Origin of the sequence: Vulcanisaeta souniana JCM 11219 (assembly GCF_026000775.1) — an archaeon.
In the GTDB taxonomy this organism is placed as follows: domain Archaea; phylum Thermoproteota; class Thermoprotei; order Thermoproteales; family Thermocladiaceae; genus Vulcanisaeta; species Vulcanisaeta souniana.
The window spans coordinates 182,948-199,453 of sequence record NZ_AP026830.1 but is presented as its reverse complement, the minus strand read 5'-3'; the positions used below and the strand labels follow the sequence as shown (position 1 = coordinate 199,453).

The 16,506-nt window shown below is 45.6% G+C and carries 17 protein-coding genes; 11 read left to right on the top strand and 6 right to left on the bottom strand.

What is annotated here, in order from left to right; genetic code table 11:
• Positions 1–36 precede the first annotated feature (36 nt).
• Positions 37–426, top strand: coding sequence for a hypothetical protein (locus Vsou_RS01025; protein ID WP_188603572.1), 390 nt, complete (start codon positions 37–39; stop codon positions 424–426).
• On the opposite strand, the gene Vsou_RS01020 is transcribed toward Vsou_RS01025, so the two are convergent.
• Entirely contained in the window at positions 411–785 is a 375-nt protein-coding gene (locus tag Vsou_RS01020; protein WP_188603571.1) for a hypothetical protein, read from the bottom strand. The genes Vsou_RS01025 and Vsou_RS01020 overlap by 16 nt on opposite strands.
• Before the next feature lie 109 nt (positions 786–894).
• Between Vsou_RS01020 and Vsou_RS01015 the strand changes: the two genes are divergently transcribed.
• Both Vsou_RS01015 and Vsou_RS01010 read left to right on the top strand, forming a co-directional pair.
• Positions 895–2,097, top strand: a complete 1,203-nt coding sequence (locus Vsou_RS01015) for a mandelate racemase/muconate lactonizing enzyme family protein (RefSeq protein ID WP_188603570.1) — start codon at positions 895–897, stop codon at positions 2,095–2,097.
• A 38-nt stretch (positions 2,098–2,135) separates the two neighbouring features.
• Positions 2,136–2,525 carry a hypothetical protein gene (locus Vsou_RS01010; protein WP_188603569.1) on the top strand — a complete coding sequence of 130 codons (390 nt, stop codon included), beginning with the start codon at positions 2,136–2,138 and terminating at the stop codon, positions 2,523–2,525.
• Here Vsou_RS01010 and Vsou_RS01005 read toward each other — a convergent pair whose 3' ends face one another.
• Positions 2,526–3,344: an ABC transporter substrate-binding protein gene (locus Vsou_RS01005; protein WP_188603568.1), complete on the bottom strand. Its 819-nt coding sequence runs from the start codon at positions 3,342–3,344 to the stop codon at positions 2,526–2,528. It lies immediately after the preceding gene.
• A gap of 222 nt (positions 3,345–3,566) precedes the next feature.
• Between Vsou_RS01005 and Vsou_RS01000 the strand changes: the two genes are divergently transcribed.
• The 6 genes from Vsou_RS01000 to Vsou_RS00975 all read left to right on the top strand — a co-directional run bounded on the left by Vsou_RS01000 (position 3,567) and on the right by Vsou_RS00975 (position 9,608).
• A complete protein-coding gene (locus tag Vsou_RS01000; RefSeq protein WP_188603567.1) occupies positions 3,567–4,499 on the top strand; it encodes a hypothetical protein in 933 nt (310 codons plus the stop codon).
• Positions 4,500–4,532: 33 nt separating this feature from the next.
• Positions 4,533–4,871: a hypothetical protein gene (locus Vsou_RS00995; RefSeq protein WP_188603566.1), complete on the top strand. Its 339-nt coding sequence runs from the start codon at positions 4,533–4,535 to the stop codon at positions 4,869–4,871.
• 119 nt (positions 4,872–4,990) lie between these two features.
• Positions 4,991–6,532 carry an aldehyde dehydrogenase family protein gene (locus Vsou_RS00990; protein WP_188603565.1) on the top strand — a complete coding sequence of 514 codons (1,542 nt, stop codon included), beginning with the start codon at positions 4,991–4,993 and terminating at the stop codon, positions 6,530–6,532.
• A 545-nt stretch (positions 6,533–7,077) separates the two neighbouring features.
• The gene (locus Vsou_RS00985) at positions 7,078–7,458 is read left to right on the top strand and encodes a DUF779 domain-containing protein (RefSeq protein ID WP_188603564.1); all 381 of its coding nucleotides are present in this window, start codon (positions 7,078–7,080) and stop codon (positions 7,456–7,458) included.
• 55 nt (positions 7,459–7,513) lie between these two features.
• Positions 7,514–8,161, top strand: coding sequence for a protein-L-isoaspartate O-methyltransferase (gene pcm, locus Vsou_RS00980; RefSeq protein ID WP_054844389.1), 648 nt, complete (start codon positions 7,514–7,516; stop codon positions 8,159–8,161).
• 40 nt (positions 8,162–8,201) lie between these two features.
• Positions 8,202–9,608 (top strand): MFS transporter, encoded by a 1,407-nt coding sequence (locus Vsou_RS00975; protein ID WP_188603563.1) that lies wholly within the window; start codon positions 8,202–8,204, stop codon positions 9,606–9,608.
• Positions 9,609–9,856: 248 nt separating this feature from the next.
• Here the strand turns inward: Vsou_RS00975 and udp are convergent, their stop codons facing one another.
• Positions 9,857–10,690: a uridine phosphorylase gene (gene udp, locus Vsou_RS00970; RefSeq protein ID WP_188603562.1), complete on the bottom strand. Its 834-nt coding sequence runs from the start codon at positions 10,688–10,690 to the stop codon at positions 9,857–9,859.
• 156 nt (positions 10,691–10,846) lie between these two features.
• Here udp and Vsou_RS00965 point away from each other — a divergent pair, with 156 nt between their 5' ends.
• On the top strand, positions 10,847–11,725 hold the full coding sequence (locus Vsou_RS00965; protein WP_229709859.1) for a hypothetical protein: 879 nt from the start codon (positions 10,847–10,849) through the stop codon (positions 11,723–11,725).
• Positions 11,726–11,746: 21 nt separating this feature from the next.
• Positions 11,747–14,032, top strand: a complete 2,286-nt coding sequence (locus Vsou_RS00960; protein WP_188603561.1) for a DEAD/DEAH box helicase — start codon at positions 11,747–11,749, stop codon at positions 14,030–14,032.
• Here the strand turns inward: Vsou_RS00960 and Vsou_RS00955 are convergent.
• From Vsou_RS00955 to Vsou_RS00945, 3 genes are all read right to left on the bottom strand, one after another.
• Complete coding sequence (locus Vsou_RS00955; protein ID WP_188603560.1) at positions 14,010–15,023, bottom strand: lysylphosphatidylglycerol synthase transmembrane domain-containing protein; 1,014 nt, start codon at positions 15,021–15,023, stop codon at positions 14,010–14,012. The genes Vsou_RS00960 and Vsou_RS00955 overlap by 23 nt on opposite strands.
• A gap of 389 nt (positions 15,024–15,412) precedes the next feature.
• On the bottom strand, positions 15,413–16,024 hold the full coding sequence (locus tag Vsou_RS00950) for a cysteine hydrolase family protein (protein WP_188603559.1): 612 nt from the start codon (positions 16,022–16,024) through the stop codon (positions 15,413–15,415).
• A gap of 69 nt (positions 16,025–16,093) precedes the next feature.
• Positions 16,094–16,501, bottom strand: a complete 408-nt coding sequence (locus Vsou_RS00945) for a hypothetical protein (RefSeq protein WP_243681212.1) — start codon at positions 16,499–16,501, stop codon at positions 16,094–16,096.
• Positions 16,502–16,506: the final 5 nt, after the last annotated feature.

The following is a 16,506-nucleotide window of genomic DNA, read 5'->3' as shown; positions in this document are numbered from 1 at the left end:
CTGAAGCCTTAAAAATTAGATAAAGTACAATAATGTGTGGAATCAGAACCAATAACTCTCATAATAAACGCACGGAGGAACCTTCAAATAATCACGAATTTAATGAACTCGTACGAGAAGACAAAGGACATAAATACTCTAAATAACATTATGAAGCTTGGCTTATCAACCTTCGATGACGTAGTAAGGGCGTTCCTAATGGCTAGGGAAATTAGGGTCAGGAATTGGGAGCATGCGGTGCAGGTTGCGCGGGACTTCATACCAAGCGGCATTATTAATGATGACCTAAGGGACTTCTTCATAAAGTGCACATCGCAGTACACGTGTGATCCCAGTCTAATAGGATCAAGGATTAATGAATTAAGTAGGTTCATTGATTTCGTTGGTGCCCTGTCAACACATAGGGTACCTTATAGGGGTCTTTGATCCTTAACGCCGTACTTGCTAATTAACTCCTTGAACAACATCTCCACCTCTCCCTTCGTTATTATCTTGCTCTCAAGTTCACCAAGTCTCTTTTCAACATCATTGATCCTAGCCCTTAGGGCATCCACATCGCCGTACTGACCCATAGGCAGTACAAGAGCTGTAAGTAGCCTTAATAATATGGTGGGTATCACGAGAGGTAATGAAGCCGTTAACAGTAAAACCCTGATCAGGACCTCCGGTCTGTTCATTAAGGCCCTAAGTAGGGCGTCTGGGTTTGTTGTTAGGGCGTCGTTAAGTGCGTCAATGAGGATTTCAGGGTTTTCTCTAATACTCCTCTTAATTTCCTCGCTACTCATGTGAATCCTATACTGTATCCTTTACTTTTTATTAAATATTCTCCTTCATCCTTAGTGGGGTTTCTTGGGGAGATCCAAAACTTAAAAATGAGGTTATTATCATAGCTATATGGTTACTATTAAGGACATAGAGATATACTCTGTCAGTGACTTGGCGACTGCAAGGGCCTCGCCCTGGGCCTCGGTCTCAATAATCGTTAGGGTCGTCACAGGCGATGGCCAAGTTGGTTATGGGGAGGCCGTACCCACGCTTAGGGTTAACCAAGTGGTTAGGGCTATTGAGGAGGTTAGGAGGTTCATGATTGGTAAGGACCCGTTCAGGATTGAGTACCTATTCAGGGAGTGGTATAAGCATGAGTTCTACATTAGCCGTTCATTTGAGGCGGTTACGGCATATAGTGCAGTGGATATAGCACTACACGATCTTCTGGGTAAGTACCTCAGTGCGCCAATTTATCAATTCATGGGTGGCCTAGTCAATGAGAAGATTAAGGCCTATGCGAATGGTTGGTACAACGACTGTGTGACACCTGATGACTTCGCAAGGAAGGCTAAGGAGGTCGTGTCCATGGGCTTTAGGGCAATGAAGTTTGACCCGTTTGGACCGTATTTTGATCAAATGGATGAGGAGGGCCTTGAGGAAGCCGTGGAGAGGGTTAGGGCTGTTAAGGAGGCTGTGGGTAAGTACGTGGATATATTGATAGAGACCCATGGTCGCTTCAACGTTAATACGGCTATTAAGATGGTTAAGGCCATGGAGCAGTTCAATCCATTATTTATCGAGGAGCCGGTACATCCTGATCTTAACTTCGAGGGTCTGGCTAAGATAAAGGCAGTAGCGCCTGGGGTTAGGATTGCGGTTGGTGAGAGGATAATCAGCGTTGAGGAGGCTCTTCAGCTCCTGGAGAGGGGTTTGGTGGATGTTCTTCAGCCTGACATAACCAATGCCCTGGGCTTCACGGGTATGGGTAGGATTAGGGCTTTGACCGAGACCTATGGGATCGAGCTAGCGCCGCACAATGCCTTCGGGCCCGTGCAGCATGCCGCGACTCTACAGTTTGATGCGAGTACATATAACCTGCTAATTCAGGAGAGCTTTTACGAATTCTGGCCCCAGTGGAAGAGGGATATCATTAATAATGCCATTAAGCTTGAGGATGGTTATTACAGGGTGCCCAACAGGCCTGGCCTCGGTGTTGACGTTAATGAGAAGGCCCTCACTGAGATGAGGTTTGAGGGTATGGAGCCATTCCATGAGGAGGAGCCTGTCTGGGTCATAAAGGGGACGTGGAAGAGATACAAGCAATCCTGAGTTATTGATTTAAACTAGACATGAAGTAGTAATTTCAAATGTCTGATAACATAAATGCGGTGGTAAACCAACTCACGGATCTGGAGAAGAGGATACTAGCCCACATATACCACTATGGGCCGGACACGCCCTGGCTACTGGCCAGGAGGCTCCTTGGGGCAGCTGGTTGGCGGCCAATAGTGCCTGAGGATGAGGTTGAGAAGGCCGTCCAACACCTGGTCCAACTGGGCTTATTACAGGAGTTCAGGGGTTCGCTTAAGGGTAAGGTAACATCATCGGTTAAGCCCTGGCTAAAGGTCAAGCAGCACAATCCCGAGAGGCGAGGTAGGGGTATTTATTATGAATTGACGAAGGTGGGTAAGAAGGTGGCAAGTGAGGTTTGGAAGAATTACGTCAGGCCGAATCTCAGGAAGTTACGCGGGGAATAGTTATAGGTATGGTTTATACCAGGGATCGCTCAAGCTCGGTCTTGTAGTGCTTGATGTGTTCTTTACGAATTTTTCTCCGTTCTTGATCGTGTTAATTAGTAATTGAATGTCAAGCGGAAAACTCGGTCCAAAGTGGGCGAGCGTGTCGTTTGGCGTGTACAGCACTGGTTTGTTGACCCACTCTATTTCCTGCGGTCTATAGTCCTTGGTCTTCCCCTCATAAATTATTAACTGGGGATTAATCCTATCAACCATGCTTAAAACGCCATCCTTATTTGTGATCAGTTCAACGCACTTAAGGCCCCTAATGTATTTAACACCAACTCTATTGAGTGCCGAGGCTATGTAGGAGGATTCGCAGGGAATTACGTAGTCACCCAATGAAAGAACGACTAAGGCGTCCCTTAAATCCGTGGACTGCCTTAGCAAATCCATGTATGTATCCATCACCCTATGTGCCTCTTCGTCTGCGTCGAGTAATTTACCCACCATTTCGAAGGAACTCATTACTGCGTTTAGATTCACGGGCATTGGCACAGCGAGTACAGAGGCGGTACTGCTTAACGGCTCAACCAACTGTCTCTGGACTGGGTACGAGAGTATTATTAGGTCAGGCCTTAATCTCCTGATTGCCTCAAGGTCCGCCGAAGTGAATGAGCCTACCTTAAAGGTCTTCATAGCCTCCCTGGGCCTATAACTCCATAGATCAGTCCCGACAACCCTATCACCTATGCCCATTACGAAAAGGAACTCGTTTATTGAGGGATTAAGACTAATGATTCTATGCGGTACACCGTCTAATGCCCTTGTCAATAGCACAACTAATGGTATTAATGCGTTAAATATATTTTTAGTTGCCAGCCTGTGCCTTTCAGTGATGAGACCAGGACTCGAATGATGCGGTGATTAGGTCTTCTCGCCCCTGATTAGATATAAGGGATTGATCAACTGGTTCATAATTGATAATCAATCACTAACTTAGCCATCATCATAGCACTAAGGGAAAGGTTTATTAGTACTTTGGCTTCATCGTGATTGAAAATGCCGTTTGACAAAGTAGGTAAATCGATAAAGGAAACCCATCAGATAACCACTCAGGATTATTTAAATAATGATAATTTAATAAGGATCATTAATAAGATATCGAAGTTAGGTGTAGGCAATAAGGCTGTTTTCTGTCGGTGGCTTAGGCTCGGTTTTATGGAGGGCGTTCAAGCACTTGTTTTTCCTGACGGTTCCGTTACCCTCACCGACTGGTCCTCTGAGATTGACCCGCTAGTTCATGATTTAATAAACAATGGCATAGCCGTTCTTAATGATAAGGGTTTTGTTGAGATACCGTACATGATGACGTTGGCCGACCGCATAGACCTAGGCCTTGCATGTGACCTTGATGATGACTCGTTCCCTATGGATGACGAGGTTATTTATCCAAGTCCAATGGTGATGAGGGTTCCGTACTCGAAGGAGGCCATTGAGGAGTCCTATGATGACTTAGTTCGATCAACAGCCTCAGCCATAAGGAGGTTTGATCACTACCTGGGCGGTAAGATTATTCATGTTGGGATTAATGTTAAGTCCCTTGGTATAATGAATTCTGTGGTTTTTAGGAACCCAATCGATATCCTAGTAATAACCAGTAATAAGTACCTAATAGCCCACAGGGTTCTTGACCCAAGCAGGACTGTGCACAGGGGCTTATCTGCACTGGAGGGTTATTTAATGGATGGCATGGACTACGCAGTGCTCATTCATAAGTATACGCATTATGAGGTGCATGTGGATACATTCAACAAGATCGTTAGTAGGCCGTATGTGAGGGATGCTGGGTTCGCCGTGGTTCCAAGCGAGTTCGACTACATAATGTTCTTCAAGTGGCCTAGGTATAACTCGGTGATGATGAGGTCGCAGAGCGTTGTTGGTAAGCGTTCATTGATTGGTAATGTCGTTAATTTCATGCTCAACACCCGTTAAGTATTAATTTCTCTCTATCTACGGTTTCACCTAATGTCCTTGGTATGGATTTATTATGGGAACGATTATAGGAAGGCCACGGATTTAAATCCCAACCAGGTAATACTAATGATAGATAATGGTTGTGATGGCGTAAGTAAATTAATCAATTACGCGGTTAATAACGTACTTCATGCTGGTAGTTATAGAGGTGCTACGGCGAGGATCTATAGGGGTAACGACGAGGAATTAGTTCATGTGTTCGTTGATATGGCTGATGGTAATAGGGAGGTTATGATAATAGTATCGAGGAACCCAGCTGATACATTATTTAATTATTATACATCAGCATCTTCAGAAAATATTTTAGAATGCAATTATGGAGGTAAGTGAAATATTTTTCATTAATTATTAATATCTTTGATAATTATTATATATAGTTTCAATAAAGCCTTAGAATAATGAGCACGAATAGGCAATACTTATTAATAACTGACTATACTTTGGTTTTAATGCCCACGGTTTCCTACGGTAAGTTCACCCTGGAAATACCCGTTAGGGTTAAATTATTCATAGATGGCGAAGAGGTATCCTCAAGCAAGGGTAAGACGTTCACCAGGGAGAACCCAGCGCACTTTGATCAAACAATTGCGGTGGTTGAGGAAGCCTCCACGGATGATCTTAATAAGGCCATTGACTCAGCCAGGGAAGTCTTTGATAAGGATAAGTATGGTTGGGTCACGAACTATAGGCAGAGACTTAGGATCCTATATAAAACTGCTGAAATACTTAGGGAGGAAGCAGATAGGATCGCGGTTACGGTAGCCCTCGAGAATGGAATGCCCATTAGGCAAGCAAGGGCTCATGTTCTCGCTGCTGCAGAGGTCTTCGAGTTCTATGCAGGGCTTGCGGATAAGGTTTACGGTGACTCAATAGTCCTCAGTAATGGAAATGTCTCGCTGATATTCAAGGAACCCGTGGGTGTCGTTGCCGCCGTTTCACCGTGGAACTTCCCAATGACCCAGGCAGCGAGGAAGATAGCCCCTGCGCTGGCCACCGGTTGTACCGTGATTTGGAAGCCAGCGAGCTACACGCCCATGAGCGCCATGGAGATCTATAGGGCGTTGGCTAGGGCGGGGCTTCCCAAGGGCGTAGTCAGTGTTATTTATGGACCAGGGGCAACCGTTGGTAATGACTTAGTTAAGCACCCCAAGGTTGATTATGTCAGTTTTACTGGAGAGACCACTACGGGTAAATTAATCATGCAGCAGGCCGCGGCCGGTGTTAAGAGGATTGGGCTTGAACTAGGTGGTAAGAACCCAGGCGCTGTGTTTGATGATGCAAGTATTGAGGAGACCGTTAGGGCTATCGTATTTGGTGGTCTCAGGAATGCTGGGCAGGCCTGCGGTGCCATTAGTAGGGTCCTGGTTCACGAGAGTGTTCATGAGAAGTTGGTCAATAGGTTGGCCGAGGTTGCTAAGGACCTCGTCATTGGCTACCCACTTGACGATAACACTGACATGGGGCCACTCGTGTCCAAGGCCCAGGAGGAGAAGGTACTCGGCTACATAGACTTTGGTAAGAAGGCGGGGTTCAAGGTTGCACTTGACGGAGGTAAACTAAGCGGCGGCATCTATGACAAGGGATACTTCGTGAGTCCCGTGATCTTTGACAACGTTGACCCAAGGAGTAGGCTTGCCCAGGAGGAGATATTTGGGCCGGTCATAGCGGTCATACCATTCAGGACAGAGCAGGAGGCCATCGAGATAGCGAATAGCGTGATTTATGGGCTCACAGCATCCATATTCACCAAGGACCCGGCAAAAGCCCTCAGGGTAGCCAGGAAGCTCCAGGCAGGCACCGTATGGATTAACGACGCCTACACACAACCAACAGAAGGCATCTGGGGCGGATACAAGCAGTCGGGCATTGGGCGTGAACTGGGCCTATACGGCCTTGAGGAATTCCTAGAGATCAAGCAGGTCTACGTAGATACTACTGGCAGTCTTGATAGGCCACACTGGAGGACCGTGATGAAGATCGACAAGCTATGAACAAGCCCCTACTAAATGAGTCGTAAAATCCTGGCATAAATGATTGCATGAAGATATGCTTAATGTATTTGATTTAATGGCAACCAGCATAAATACTCAGGCAATTGCATGGGGTAGCATTTCTGATCTCGATGTTCTCTACGGCGTTATAGCCATATTATTGAGGTCCCTTAATTACTTTGTTAATTAAGGGTCTCCTTTGATTAATTCATGCTAATAATTCTCAATTCTGCTCGATTCACTTTTTTGTGAATAGCCAGAGTAAAAAGTTCAAGTCTTTTTCTAGAAATTGTGAATCCGCCACAGCCCAGCGCTTATATAGCCGGTATCGTATCATATACGGTGTCCATAATATGTCCGGCTGAGTGACGCGGTAATTAATGGTCTCATTTCATCATAACCATGTGTTATCTCCAACACCTTTTCCTTCCATTAAAACATAAAATTATTGTTATTACTTGTGGATAATTATTGAATATATTTTATTAATTTATTCATTGAATGATCAGTAAGATTTTTTAAGTTATACATCAACATGCGGGAATGTGTTGAATGTAAGTGTTGAGTTTGGGGATGATGTTAAGGAATTGATTAAAAATATGAAGGAGAAGTACGGTGATATTATTATGATCCTCGGGCACGGTTGCTGCTCACCAACGGAACCACAGATATATAGGGCTAGTGATTTCATCGTTGGTAGTGATTATGTAGAGGTTGGTAGGGTTGATGGTGTGCCGTTTTACATAGAGCGTAATTTAGCGGAGTCCTACAATGGTTGGGTACTGACGCTCAAGGTTGAGCCGCTTAATGGGGCTGTTGATGATTCATTCTCGCTTGATGTCCTTGAGGGCGTGAGGCTAAGGCTTGGTTTCAAGGCGATGAAGGTTTCACTGACCAAAGGGTTAAGTATGGATCTTCCCCATTGACCATTTTGCTTGAGGAGGAAGTATTATTTAGGCCTTGTTAAGCTTTTATACAGCAATGATTGACTTTGCGTCGGCAAGGAGGAAACTGGTCAATTCACTCAAGGATGAGGGTGTGATAAAGAGCGATAGGGTTGAGAGGGCCATGCTTAGTGTTCCACGTGAGGAATTCCTGCCTAATTACCTCAGGCTTTACGCTTATGAGGATACACCGCTACAGATAATGTATGACCAGACAATATCGGCGCCGCATATGGTGGCCATTATGTGCGAATTACTCGATCTTAAGCCAGGGCACAGGGTTTTGGAGATTGGCACAGGGACTGGCTATCATGCTGCCGTCTGCGCGGAAGCCATGGAGAGGACCGGTATAGTATACACAATTGAGTATTATCCTGGTCTCGCCCTTTATGCCGTTCAGAACTTGGCTCGGTTGGGTTACCTTGACATGGTCCACGTTATTGTTGGCGACGGATCCAGAGGATTACCTGACCAAGCACCTTTTGATAGGATTTTGGTCACAGCGGCGGCACCCAAGGTACCACCCAGGTTACTCGATCAGTTGGCGAGTAATGGAATAATGGTTATACCTATTGAGGAGAGACTGACGCAGGTACTTTACGTGGTTACCAAGGAAGGTGACAGACCGCTTATGAGGCCCGTGACGTATGTGTCCTTCGTCAAGATGAAGTATAGTGAGGAATAAACCTTTAAATCGATATTGAAAAATATAGCAATCGACCGCAATGAACAGACTAAGCAGTGGAAGGAAGTGGTTGGTACTGTTTACGACATCACTGGCGGCCTTTCAGACTCCATATAATTCCACCGTGTTGTCCTTCATAACCCCCGTACTCGGTAAGTACTTCCACGCGCCCCTGATGGTTTTGATCTATGTACCAATAGTTTATTTAATACCGTTACCGACATTGATGATAACCCTGGGCAGACTAAGTGATATTTATGGTAGGGTTAGAATGTTTAAGTTGGGATTCGTACTATTCCTAACGGGTTCATTGTTCGGCTCATTGGCGCCAAACATATACGCGTTAATAATTGCGTCGTTGCTCATGGGCTTTGGCTCATCGATACTGTCTCCGGGTTCGGCGGCAATCGTAAGCCAAGTATTCCCTGAGGGTGAGAGGGGCTTCGCCCTTGGCATAAACGCAATGGCCGTGTACCTAGGCCTGACCTCTGCGCCATTCTTTGGAGGCTTAATAACTCAGTTCCTTGGTTGGAGGTTCGTGCTTATAATAACCACGGTGTTGACCGTGGTTGGGTTAATAGTCTCTCAGTTCTCAATGAGGGGTATTGAACTACCTCGACGTGCAATTAGGGTTGATTACCTTGGCGCAATTACATTCACGGTATCCATACTATCCATAGTAATGTACCTAATACTATCAGCCATAAGCGGTTGGTTGTATTACCTATACCTACTGGTTATTGGTCTTGTTTCTCTGTTCATATTCATCCTCATTGAAAGGAGGATTAACAACCCAATGCTTGACCTAAACCTGTTCACCGGGAACGTGTCGTTCATGGCAGGCAACATAACAGCCCTACTTAATTATGTAAGTACGTACTCAGTGCCGTTCCTATTCTCACTATACCTACAGGTCTTCCTTGGCTATAATCCATTTATTGCCGGTTTAATCTTAGTCTCGGAACCCGTTTTCATGGCTGCATTGTCACCAGTGAGCGGCAGATTATCGGATAGGTATGGCTCCAGGGAAATCGCGGCCCTGGGCATGGGACTAATAGGCGTGGCATTCGTATTACTCCTACTACTCAACATTAGGTATGTCATTTACATTGTTCTCTCCCTAATGGTGCTCGGGATAGGCTTTGGCTTCTTCTCGGCGCCTAACACGAACTCCGTAATGAGCTCAGTCACAGCCGATAAGTACGGCGTTGCAAGTGGTGTTTTGGGTACAATGCGTTTCATGGGGCAATTACTGAGTATCACCGTTGCCAGTGCGATCCTCGTTAGTTACATGGGCAAATACGCCAGTCTTTACCTATTCACCGGGGTTATGATGGGTAACCTGGTTGTTTATCAATCCTTCATTGATGGCTTGAGGATAGTACTCGTAATAGCCGCGGTATTGAGCTTCATCGGTGTCTACACATCATTACTACGTGAGAAATAAGCAATACCATCCTCCTCCCGCCCTGAGGGGGCGAGGCTTGTCATTCATTTTTGTCAAAACGTACGAAGTTGAGGAAACCCTCTATTACTGACAGTATCCATATCGAGTGCATTATCGATACAATGCCAAGCACTAATATTGCCACGGGCTGCCGCGCCCTAGTCTCATTCCTGAACCTCCTTATTGCCGGGTCTATGGCCGATGGATAGAGTCTCTTCTCATCAAACTCCTCGAGTGCAGTACACCAATCACCTCCTCATCCATTCCCTAATCACACTAATTGTTAGGTGCTTAAGGCCCAGACTTGACTTAATGGTGTCCCACTCATGGAGTATTCTAACGGCTTCATTAGCCACCTTAATGGCCTCATCAACTCCGGCATCAGGTACGAACTCATTAGTTTTCCTATTAGCTATGACAGCCATTATGCCGCCAGCCCTCGCCCCATGGATATTAGCTATGGTGTATATAGTCGCGGCTTCCATCTCGAAGTTGAGTACGTTCATTGAGGATAACGTGTTAATGATATCCCTAGACCAGGGTGGTTGGTAATCCCTAAACCCCGGCCTGCCCTGCCCAACATAGAAGTCTGCCGTTGATGCCGTTAAACCCACGTGATACCTAATGCCCAGTGATTCCGCGGCTGTTACCAGAGCTAGCACGACGTCATAACTGGCTATGGCTGGGTACTCGGGCATCGCGTATGCATTGCTGGCTCCGTCGAACCTAACGGCCCCCGTATTTATTATGACATCACCAACCCCAATCCAATCATGCAGCGCTCCAGTTGTGCCGACCCTAATGAAGGTGTTTGCACCAAGGGTTAATAGTTCCTCAATAGCTATGGCCGTTGCTGGCCCCCCAATCCCCGTGGACACTGCTGATATTGGCGCACCCCTATAAGTCCCTGTGTAGGTTACGTACTCCCTATGCGCCGCCACTGCGCGTGCATTGTCCCAGTACTTGGCAATCCTGGGGACCCTATCAGGGTCACCGGGTGTTAAGACGTACGGTGCCACATCGCCAGGGCCAGCCATTAAATGATAAACCTTAGTACCTACTCTTGGTTTTGACGCGGACATTGATTAATGGGCGATGGTGATTTTTAAAGAATTAACTACAGCATGAATAGTAATACGGTATGGTGATTACGCAATTTCATTTGATTAAGCCTCCTGGGTTAATTATTTCCCTTATGTGGTTAAGGTTAATAATAGTGTATTGTTGCCTACCGTATTGTGAGAATCTTCATTAAGTGGTGTGGGTTGCCCTGGTGCATGTTCGCGGGTTCCTGGTTATTCGAGGGCCTGGAGGTCGTTAGGTACGTTAGAGATGCTACCCCAGTCCTACCTCCAGAGACTATAGTTGAGTTTGGTGGTGTTGATGGGGATACGATTAGGCGGTTGCTGGGTAGGCTTAGGTTAGTGATTTCCCTAGCCAGCGTGATTGCTTGGTCTAGGAGGGTTGGCCTTAGGGTTTTTGTTCATGGTTCGGCGCTGCCTGAACCTATTGACGATTTCATTAAGGCTGCATTGGCCGGTGGCGCTGATGGATTGATCACTGATGACTTTATCAACATTAACAGTGATCTTATCAATGTAGTACCGATTAATCAAAGTATTGGTGAGAAGTCCGTGAACTACATAATGGTGGAACCTGGGAATTTCTACACATCATCAGTTAAGCCGTATGGTGTGATTGTTAAGGATGCGGTTATTGAAAGGAATTGGGTGTTGCAAGTTAGGGATAGGGTCAGGGTGATCTATGGCAATAAGGAGTTCCTGGTAGCCCTTAATATGGACTCGTTGAGGAGGGAGGCTATTGAGGAACTGGCAGGTTTAGTTGACGGCATCGTGATCATGGAGATACCGAGCATTACCTCGCTGGGGTTCGACAACAATAGGGCACTTAATGCGTTTAGGTGCGTTAATTGCTATATTGATTTTGAGATGGAGGGCGAGATTAGGAAGTGCCCCAGGTGCGGTGGTAAGTTGAGACCTATTGTTAAGCATTGGGATAGGTTGGTTATGATTGAGCCTAGGGTGCTCAGGCTTAAGGCGAGTGATGAAATTAAGTACATGAGATTAGATTCGCCCAAAGTTATTAATTTCCAGTAGTGCTGTTCATGAGTTGGTAGGATGATTAGGAGCGATAGGTTGGTGGTTGCCAAGTTCATGCTTGAGGACGAATTCATAGGTGAGTTAGGTAGTGACAGGTCCAGGATTCTTCTTTATGTGCATGAGGAGAAACCCGTGGAGCCGAGTTACGGGCCGTCAGTGGACTCCCTTGACCTACCGAGGGAGTTAATAGGCAAGTTGAGGGGTGCCGGGGTTGATAGGCTTTATGAGTTTCAATGGGACGCCTACCAAGCAATCACTGGGGGTAGGCACACGGTCATCATGGCTGGGACAGGCGTGGGCAAGACTGAGGCCTTCCTACTACCGTTAATATCATTGATGGACAAGGAGGGTGTTAAGGTAATGATCATGTACCCAACTAAGGCCTTGGCCAGGGACCAATTACTTAGGATGCAGAGGTACCTCTCTGCAATTAATGTGTCGGTAATGCCGTATGATGGGGATACGCCCAGTGATGTTAGGTCCAGGGTTTACTCGTCACCACCGGACATACTCATTACAAACCCTGACATGGTCAGTGAGGCCTTGACCCACGTGAGTAAGTTTAAGGACGTCCTTCGTGGATATAGGGTGATGGTGCTTGATGATTTTCACGTATACAACGGCGTCTTCGGTGCCCACGTCCACTACGTGCTCAAGAGGGTGAGGAGGTTCATGAGGGACTGGCAGTTCATTGTTTCCACAGCCACCGTGGGTAACCCACTTGATTTTGCCAGGGATTTGCTTAGTGCGGAGGACTTGGTTCTGGTCAGGGGTCCAGAGGGTAGGAGGGGACTAACTAGGCACATGCTGGTTAGCCCGATAAGGAGGGGTAGGCTTGCGGAGGCCGCTGAGTTGGCTAGGATGTGCGTTAGGAGGGGCATGAAGTGCCTCATGTTTGCGGATAGCCATAGGTTTGTGGAGTTGGTTAAGAGACATGCCGATAGGGCTGGGTTTGGTGATAGGGTTAGGGTTCATAGGGCTGGGCTCACGATTGAGGAGAGGCATGAGGTTGAGGACGGCTTCAAGGAGGGCAAGTACCTGGTATTACTATCCACACCCACCCTGGAGATGGGTATTGACGTTGGTGATATTGACGTAGCCGTCATGGCCACAATACCACCCAGCTACTCAAAGTACCTACAGAGGAGTGGTAGGGTTGGTAGGAGGGGGCAGAGGGCTTACGTGATTCAGGTCCTTGGTGATGATCCAATGAGTACGTACTACAGCTCCAACCCTCACGAGTTTTACACAAGAAAGCCCGAGGACTTGTATGTGGAGTGGAGGAATGATGAGATAGCGAGGAGGCATTGCCTTTTAATGGCTTACGAGAGACCCGTGAAGGTCGGTTCAGTGGATGATTACTGCGAGGAGGTCCTCAGGTTGCTTGTTAATGAGGGACTTGTTGAGGCCAGGGGCAATTATTACATGGTGACTGACAGGGGTCGCGAGGTTGCAAGGGCAATACATGGCATTAGGGGCATTGGTGACGTGGTTAAGATAGTTAGTGATGATAAGAGGGTTGTGGGCTATAGGGAGTTGCCCACGGCGTTGAGGGAGCTTCATGATGGTGCCGTTTATCTCCATGGTGGTAGGGTTTACGAGGTTCGCAGCCTTGACATGGGCAGCAGGACAGCTCACGTAAGGAGGTTATCGAGTAACTACGACTTTTACACAACAGCGCTCTATAACTCTGAGCCGAGGATTGATGAGGTACTTGAGGAGGGCGTGATAAACTCCGTGCCGTATCAGTATGTTAAGTTAACAATTAAGGAGGTGGTTCACGGATACATAGTTAAGAGGTTCAGTAGTGGTGAGGTCGTGGAAAAGAGGGACTTAGTGGAGCCACTTAGTTATGAATTCAAGACTAAGGGTGTTGTGATTTATGCACCGAGCATAACCTTTAGTCCATTTGAGAACATGGACGTTGTTGAGAGGGGTAGGGCTTATCACGCCACCGAGCACGTAATCATTATGGTTGGCGAGAATGTAATTGGTGCAGGGCCCACAGACCTGGGCGGTATTTCATACCCAACGGGGCATATAATAATCTATGATTCATACCCTGGTGGTTCAGGTACAGCCAAGATGCTTCTCAAGAGGATCAATGATGTCCTCAGGATATCACTTGACGTATTAACGCATTGTACATGCGCCGACGGCTGTCCAAAGTGCGTCTATTCACCTTATTGTGGTAATGATAATCATTACCTTTCAAGGAGGAATGCAATAAGGGTTATTGATGCAATAATTAAGGGTGCGCAGTCGGGAATTACCGAGTTACCTACTGGGGGTTCCTATGATTAGTATTAATCATTGTTAATTTCCTTGATATGCTGAGGAAGGCTGGCATGAGCATTATTAACGGCACTATGTATGTTATTATCCTAAACCAAATATCATAAGCCAAGTAATAATTACCCAACTTAAGACTATTTAATACGTATAGGTTAGCAAGTTCCCCAATACCGGCTGACCCAGGTAATACTGATATGTATGTAAGTATTGTGTATGAGGATGAAATTAGAATACCGGTAATTATACCTATGTGGACACCGAAGGAGTAGAATATTAACATCACATTAAGTCCCGATAACAACCACTGGGTAATTGACACTAGAAAAAGTACGAAGTAATCTACCAGTGAGAGTTTAAGCCCGTAATCCTCATTCTCATTCATTAATATGAAATTCCTTATGATTTTTATACGTGAATTAATAAACCTAAACATGTGCTCGATGTACTTACCTAACCTCGCGCTTACTATCGTTATAAACAATATGGCGTATGCCATGAGTAGTATTAATGCAATTATAAGCGCTATGTAGGGAATTATCACTAGGTTGAATAGGTAAAGTATGAGTACTATGGACGTTAATGTTATCGTATCAACTGTATAACGAAAGGTAATGCCCTCGGTAGCCCTAGTCGTTGGTAATCCCTTAAAGGTTAAGTAGGCTATTGATACTGCCTCACCGCCGATGTAGAATCCAGGCATGAGCAATGAGGCAAATGTTTGGGCGGTAACTACCTTAATTAATTCCGTAGACCTTATTTTATAGCCCATGCCCCTGTTAAAGATTATACTAAGCCTAATACCGATAAGTGACAATTGGGTTACGTATATGAGCTCAGAGAGCACTAGATATAGTGGGTGCTTCGGTGCTTCATACCTAGCGCCCGCTAATCCTGACCTTATTAGTATGATTATTGTTGCTATTATTACGGCTATGGAGATAGCTATGAATATGGCATCCCTACGCCAATCTTCGCCACCAACATAATTACGCCTACTCAATTTAACTTGGCTGATCACTTACCGTTTTTAAGGGCTTTCACACAATAAACCTAATCCTTAAATGTTATTCTTAACCATCAAGGCATCCAATGAACATTAATAGGTATACCGCTATCCAACGACTTATTAACATAGTCAACATAGTCAGGGAGAACAGCATACACAGTTTCGTAAATCATCCTTGTCCTCTTCCCGAGGTAAATCCAGTGGTAATCGCCATAAGGTAGGAGTTTAATGATGCTCTCAATCTTAACATTAAGTTCCCATTCAATTTCTATTTGCTTGCATCAAAATTTTTCAAGAAATAATGCGTATGTTGAGGCTATAAGCCAAAGGTATCCTCGACATTGAGCAATAATATTAAAAATCACCTAGGATTAGGCATACATCTATACAAACTTAATACTATCAGCCCTTGTAAGTATGCCATTATATAGGAAGGTTATTTGCCTAAGTGCAGCGTAATAATCAAATTCATTTAGTGCTGAGATCCCGTCAATAGGCACAATCACGTTGTACCAATTAAGCGCAGCGCTACCCGCCGTGTGTAGTACGCAGATGTTGGCCACGGTACCCACAATCACCAAATTCATTGCGTGAACAACATGCCTAAGCACGTAATCCAAGTCTGTGCCGAAGAAGGCATCGTACCTATGCTTCCTTATAACTATGTCATCCGGCATGGGCTTAAGCTCATCCACGATCTCTGCGCCCCAGGTATTCATTACACAATGCTCGCCCCAGATCCTAAACTCAGGGTCATTCTTGAAGTGCCAGTCCTGGGTGTATATAACTGGTACATTGGCTTCCCGGGCCTTGGCCAGCACTTTCCTTATTGATGGTATTGTGGCCTGCGCGGTGGGTACGTACAACTTTCCATTTGGTCTTACGAAGTCATTTTGCATGTCGACGATGATAATGGCAGTACTCGAGGCATCCAGGGAGACCTCCTCCTTAACCTCCATTTCAGGTATCTTCACGCTACCGGTTATCTTCGACATTGAGTAGGATCCAGGTATAAAGTACTTAAATTTTTGAGGTGGCAAATCTTACCGTTTTAACCAATGGGTTTAAATCATCCTTTGAACCTTAAGCATGAACTGCTTAATCTTTGACATTACATTCTCAACGTGCCAGACAGGATTCACGAAAACCATCAACCAACCCTTAGAACCCATCTCAAAGAAGGCAATTTTGAAGTTTGAGTAGCGGATTATGAGGTATTGATATGAACCAAGGAGGTCATCATTGATTTTAGCGGTATGATCGGCAAACTCTATGAGGGAAAGGAGGTTTTTAAGGGATTTAACGGTGAGGGTATTTGGGATGTGATAAATGAGTGGGATGCCGTTTGAGTCGATAATGGCGGCGCCGATGATTACCTCGCCGTCTATCAACTCACTAAGCATTATCCGCTTGAGCTCAGTTTGAAGCGTCTTTTCAACAACCTTTTTATCGGGAGAAACATAAATTACCAAACTAA

Bases quoted from the DNA above. Each gene is read 5' to 3' on its own strand.
- Vsou_RS01020 (WP_188603571.1), bottom strand. From the start codon at position 785: ATGAGTAGCGAGGAAATTAAGAGGAGTATTAGAGAAAACCCTGAAATC.
- Vsou_RS01010 (WP_188603569.1), top strand. From the start codon at position 2,136: ATGTCTGATAACATAAATGCGGTGGTAAACCAACTCACGGATCTGGAG.
- Vsou_RS00990 (WP_188603565.1), top strand. From the start codon at position 4,991: ATGCCCACGGTTTCCTACGGTAAGTTCACCCTGGAAATACCCGTTAGG.
- udp (WP_188603562.1), bottom strand. From the start codon at position 10,690: ATGTCCGCGTCAAAACCAAGAGTAGGTACTAAGGTTTATCATTTAATG.
- Vsou_RS00960 (WP_188603561.1), top strand. From the start codon at position 11,747: ATGATTAGGAGCGATAGGTTGGTGGTTGCCAAGTTCATGCTTGAGGAC.
- Vsou_RS01000 (WP_188603567.1), top strand. From the start codon at position 3,567: ATGCCGTTTGACAAAGTAGGTAAATCGATAAAGGAAACCCATCAGATA.
- Vsou_RS00950 (WP_188603559.1), bottom strand. From the start codon at position 16,024: ATGTCGAAGATAACCGGTAGCGTGAAGATACCTGAAATGGAGGTTAAG.
- Vsou_RS01015 (WP_188603570.1), top strand. From the start codon at position 895: ATGGTTACTATTAAGGACATAGAGATATACTCTGTCAGTGACTTGGCG.
- pcm (WP_054844389.1), top strand. From the start codon at position 7,514: ATGATTGACTTTGCGTCGGCAAGGAGGAAACTGGTCAATTCACTCAAG.
- Vsou_RS00995 (WP_188603566.1), top strand. From the start codon at position 4,533: ATGTCCTTGGTATGGATTTATTATGGGAACGATTATAGGAAGGCCACG.
- Vsou_RS00975 (WP_188603563.1), top strand. From the start codon at position 8,202: ATGAACAGACTAAGCAGTGGAAGGAAGTGGTTGGTACTGTTTACGACA.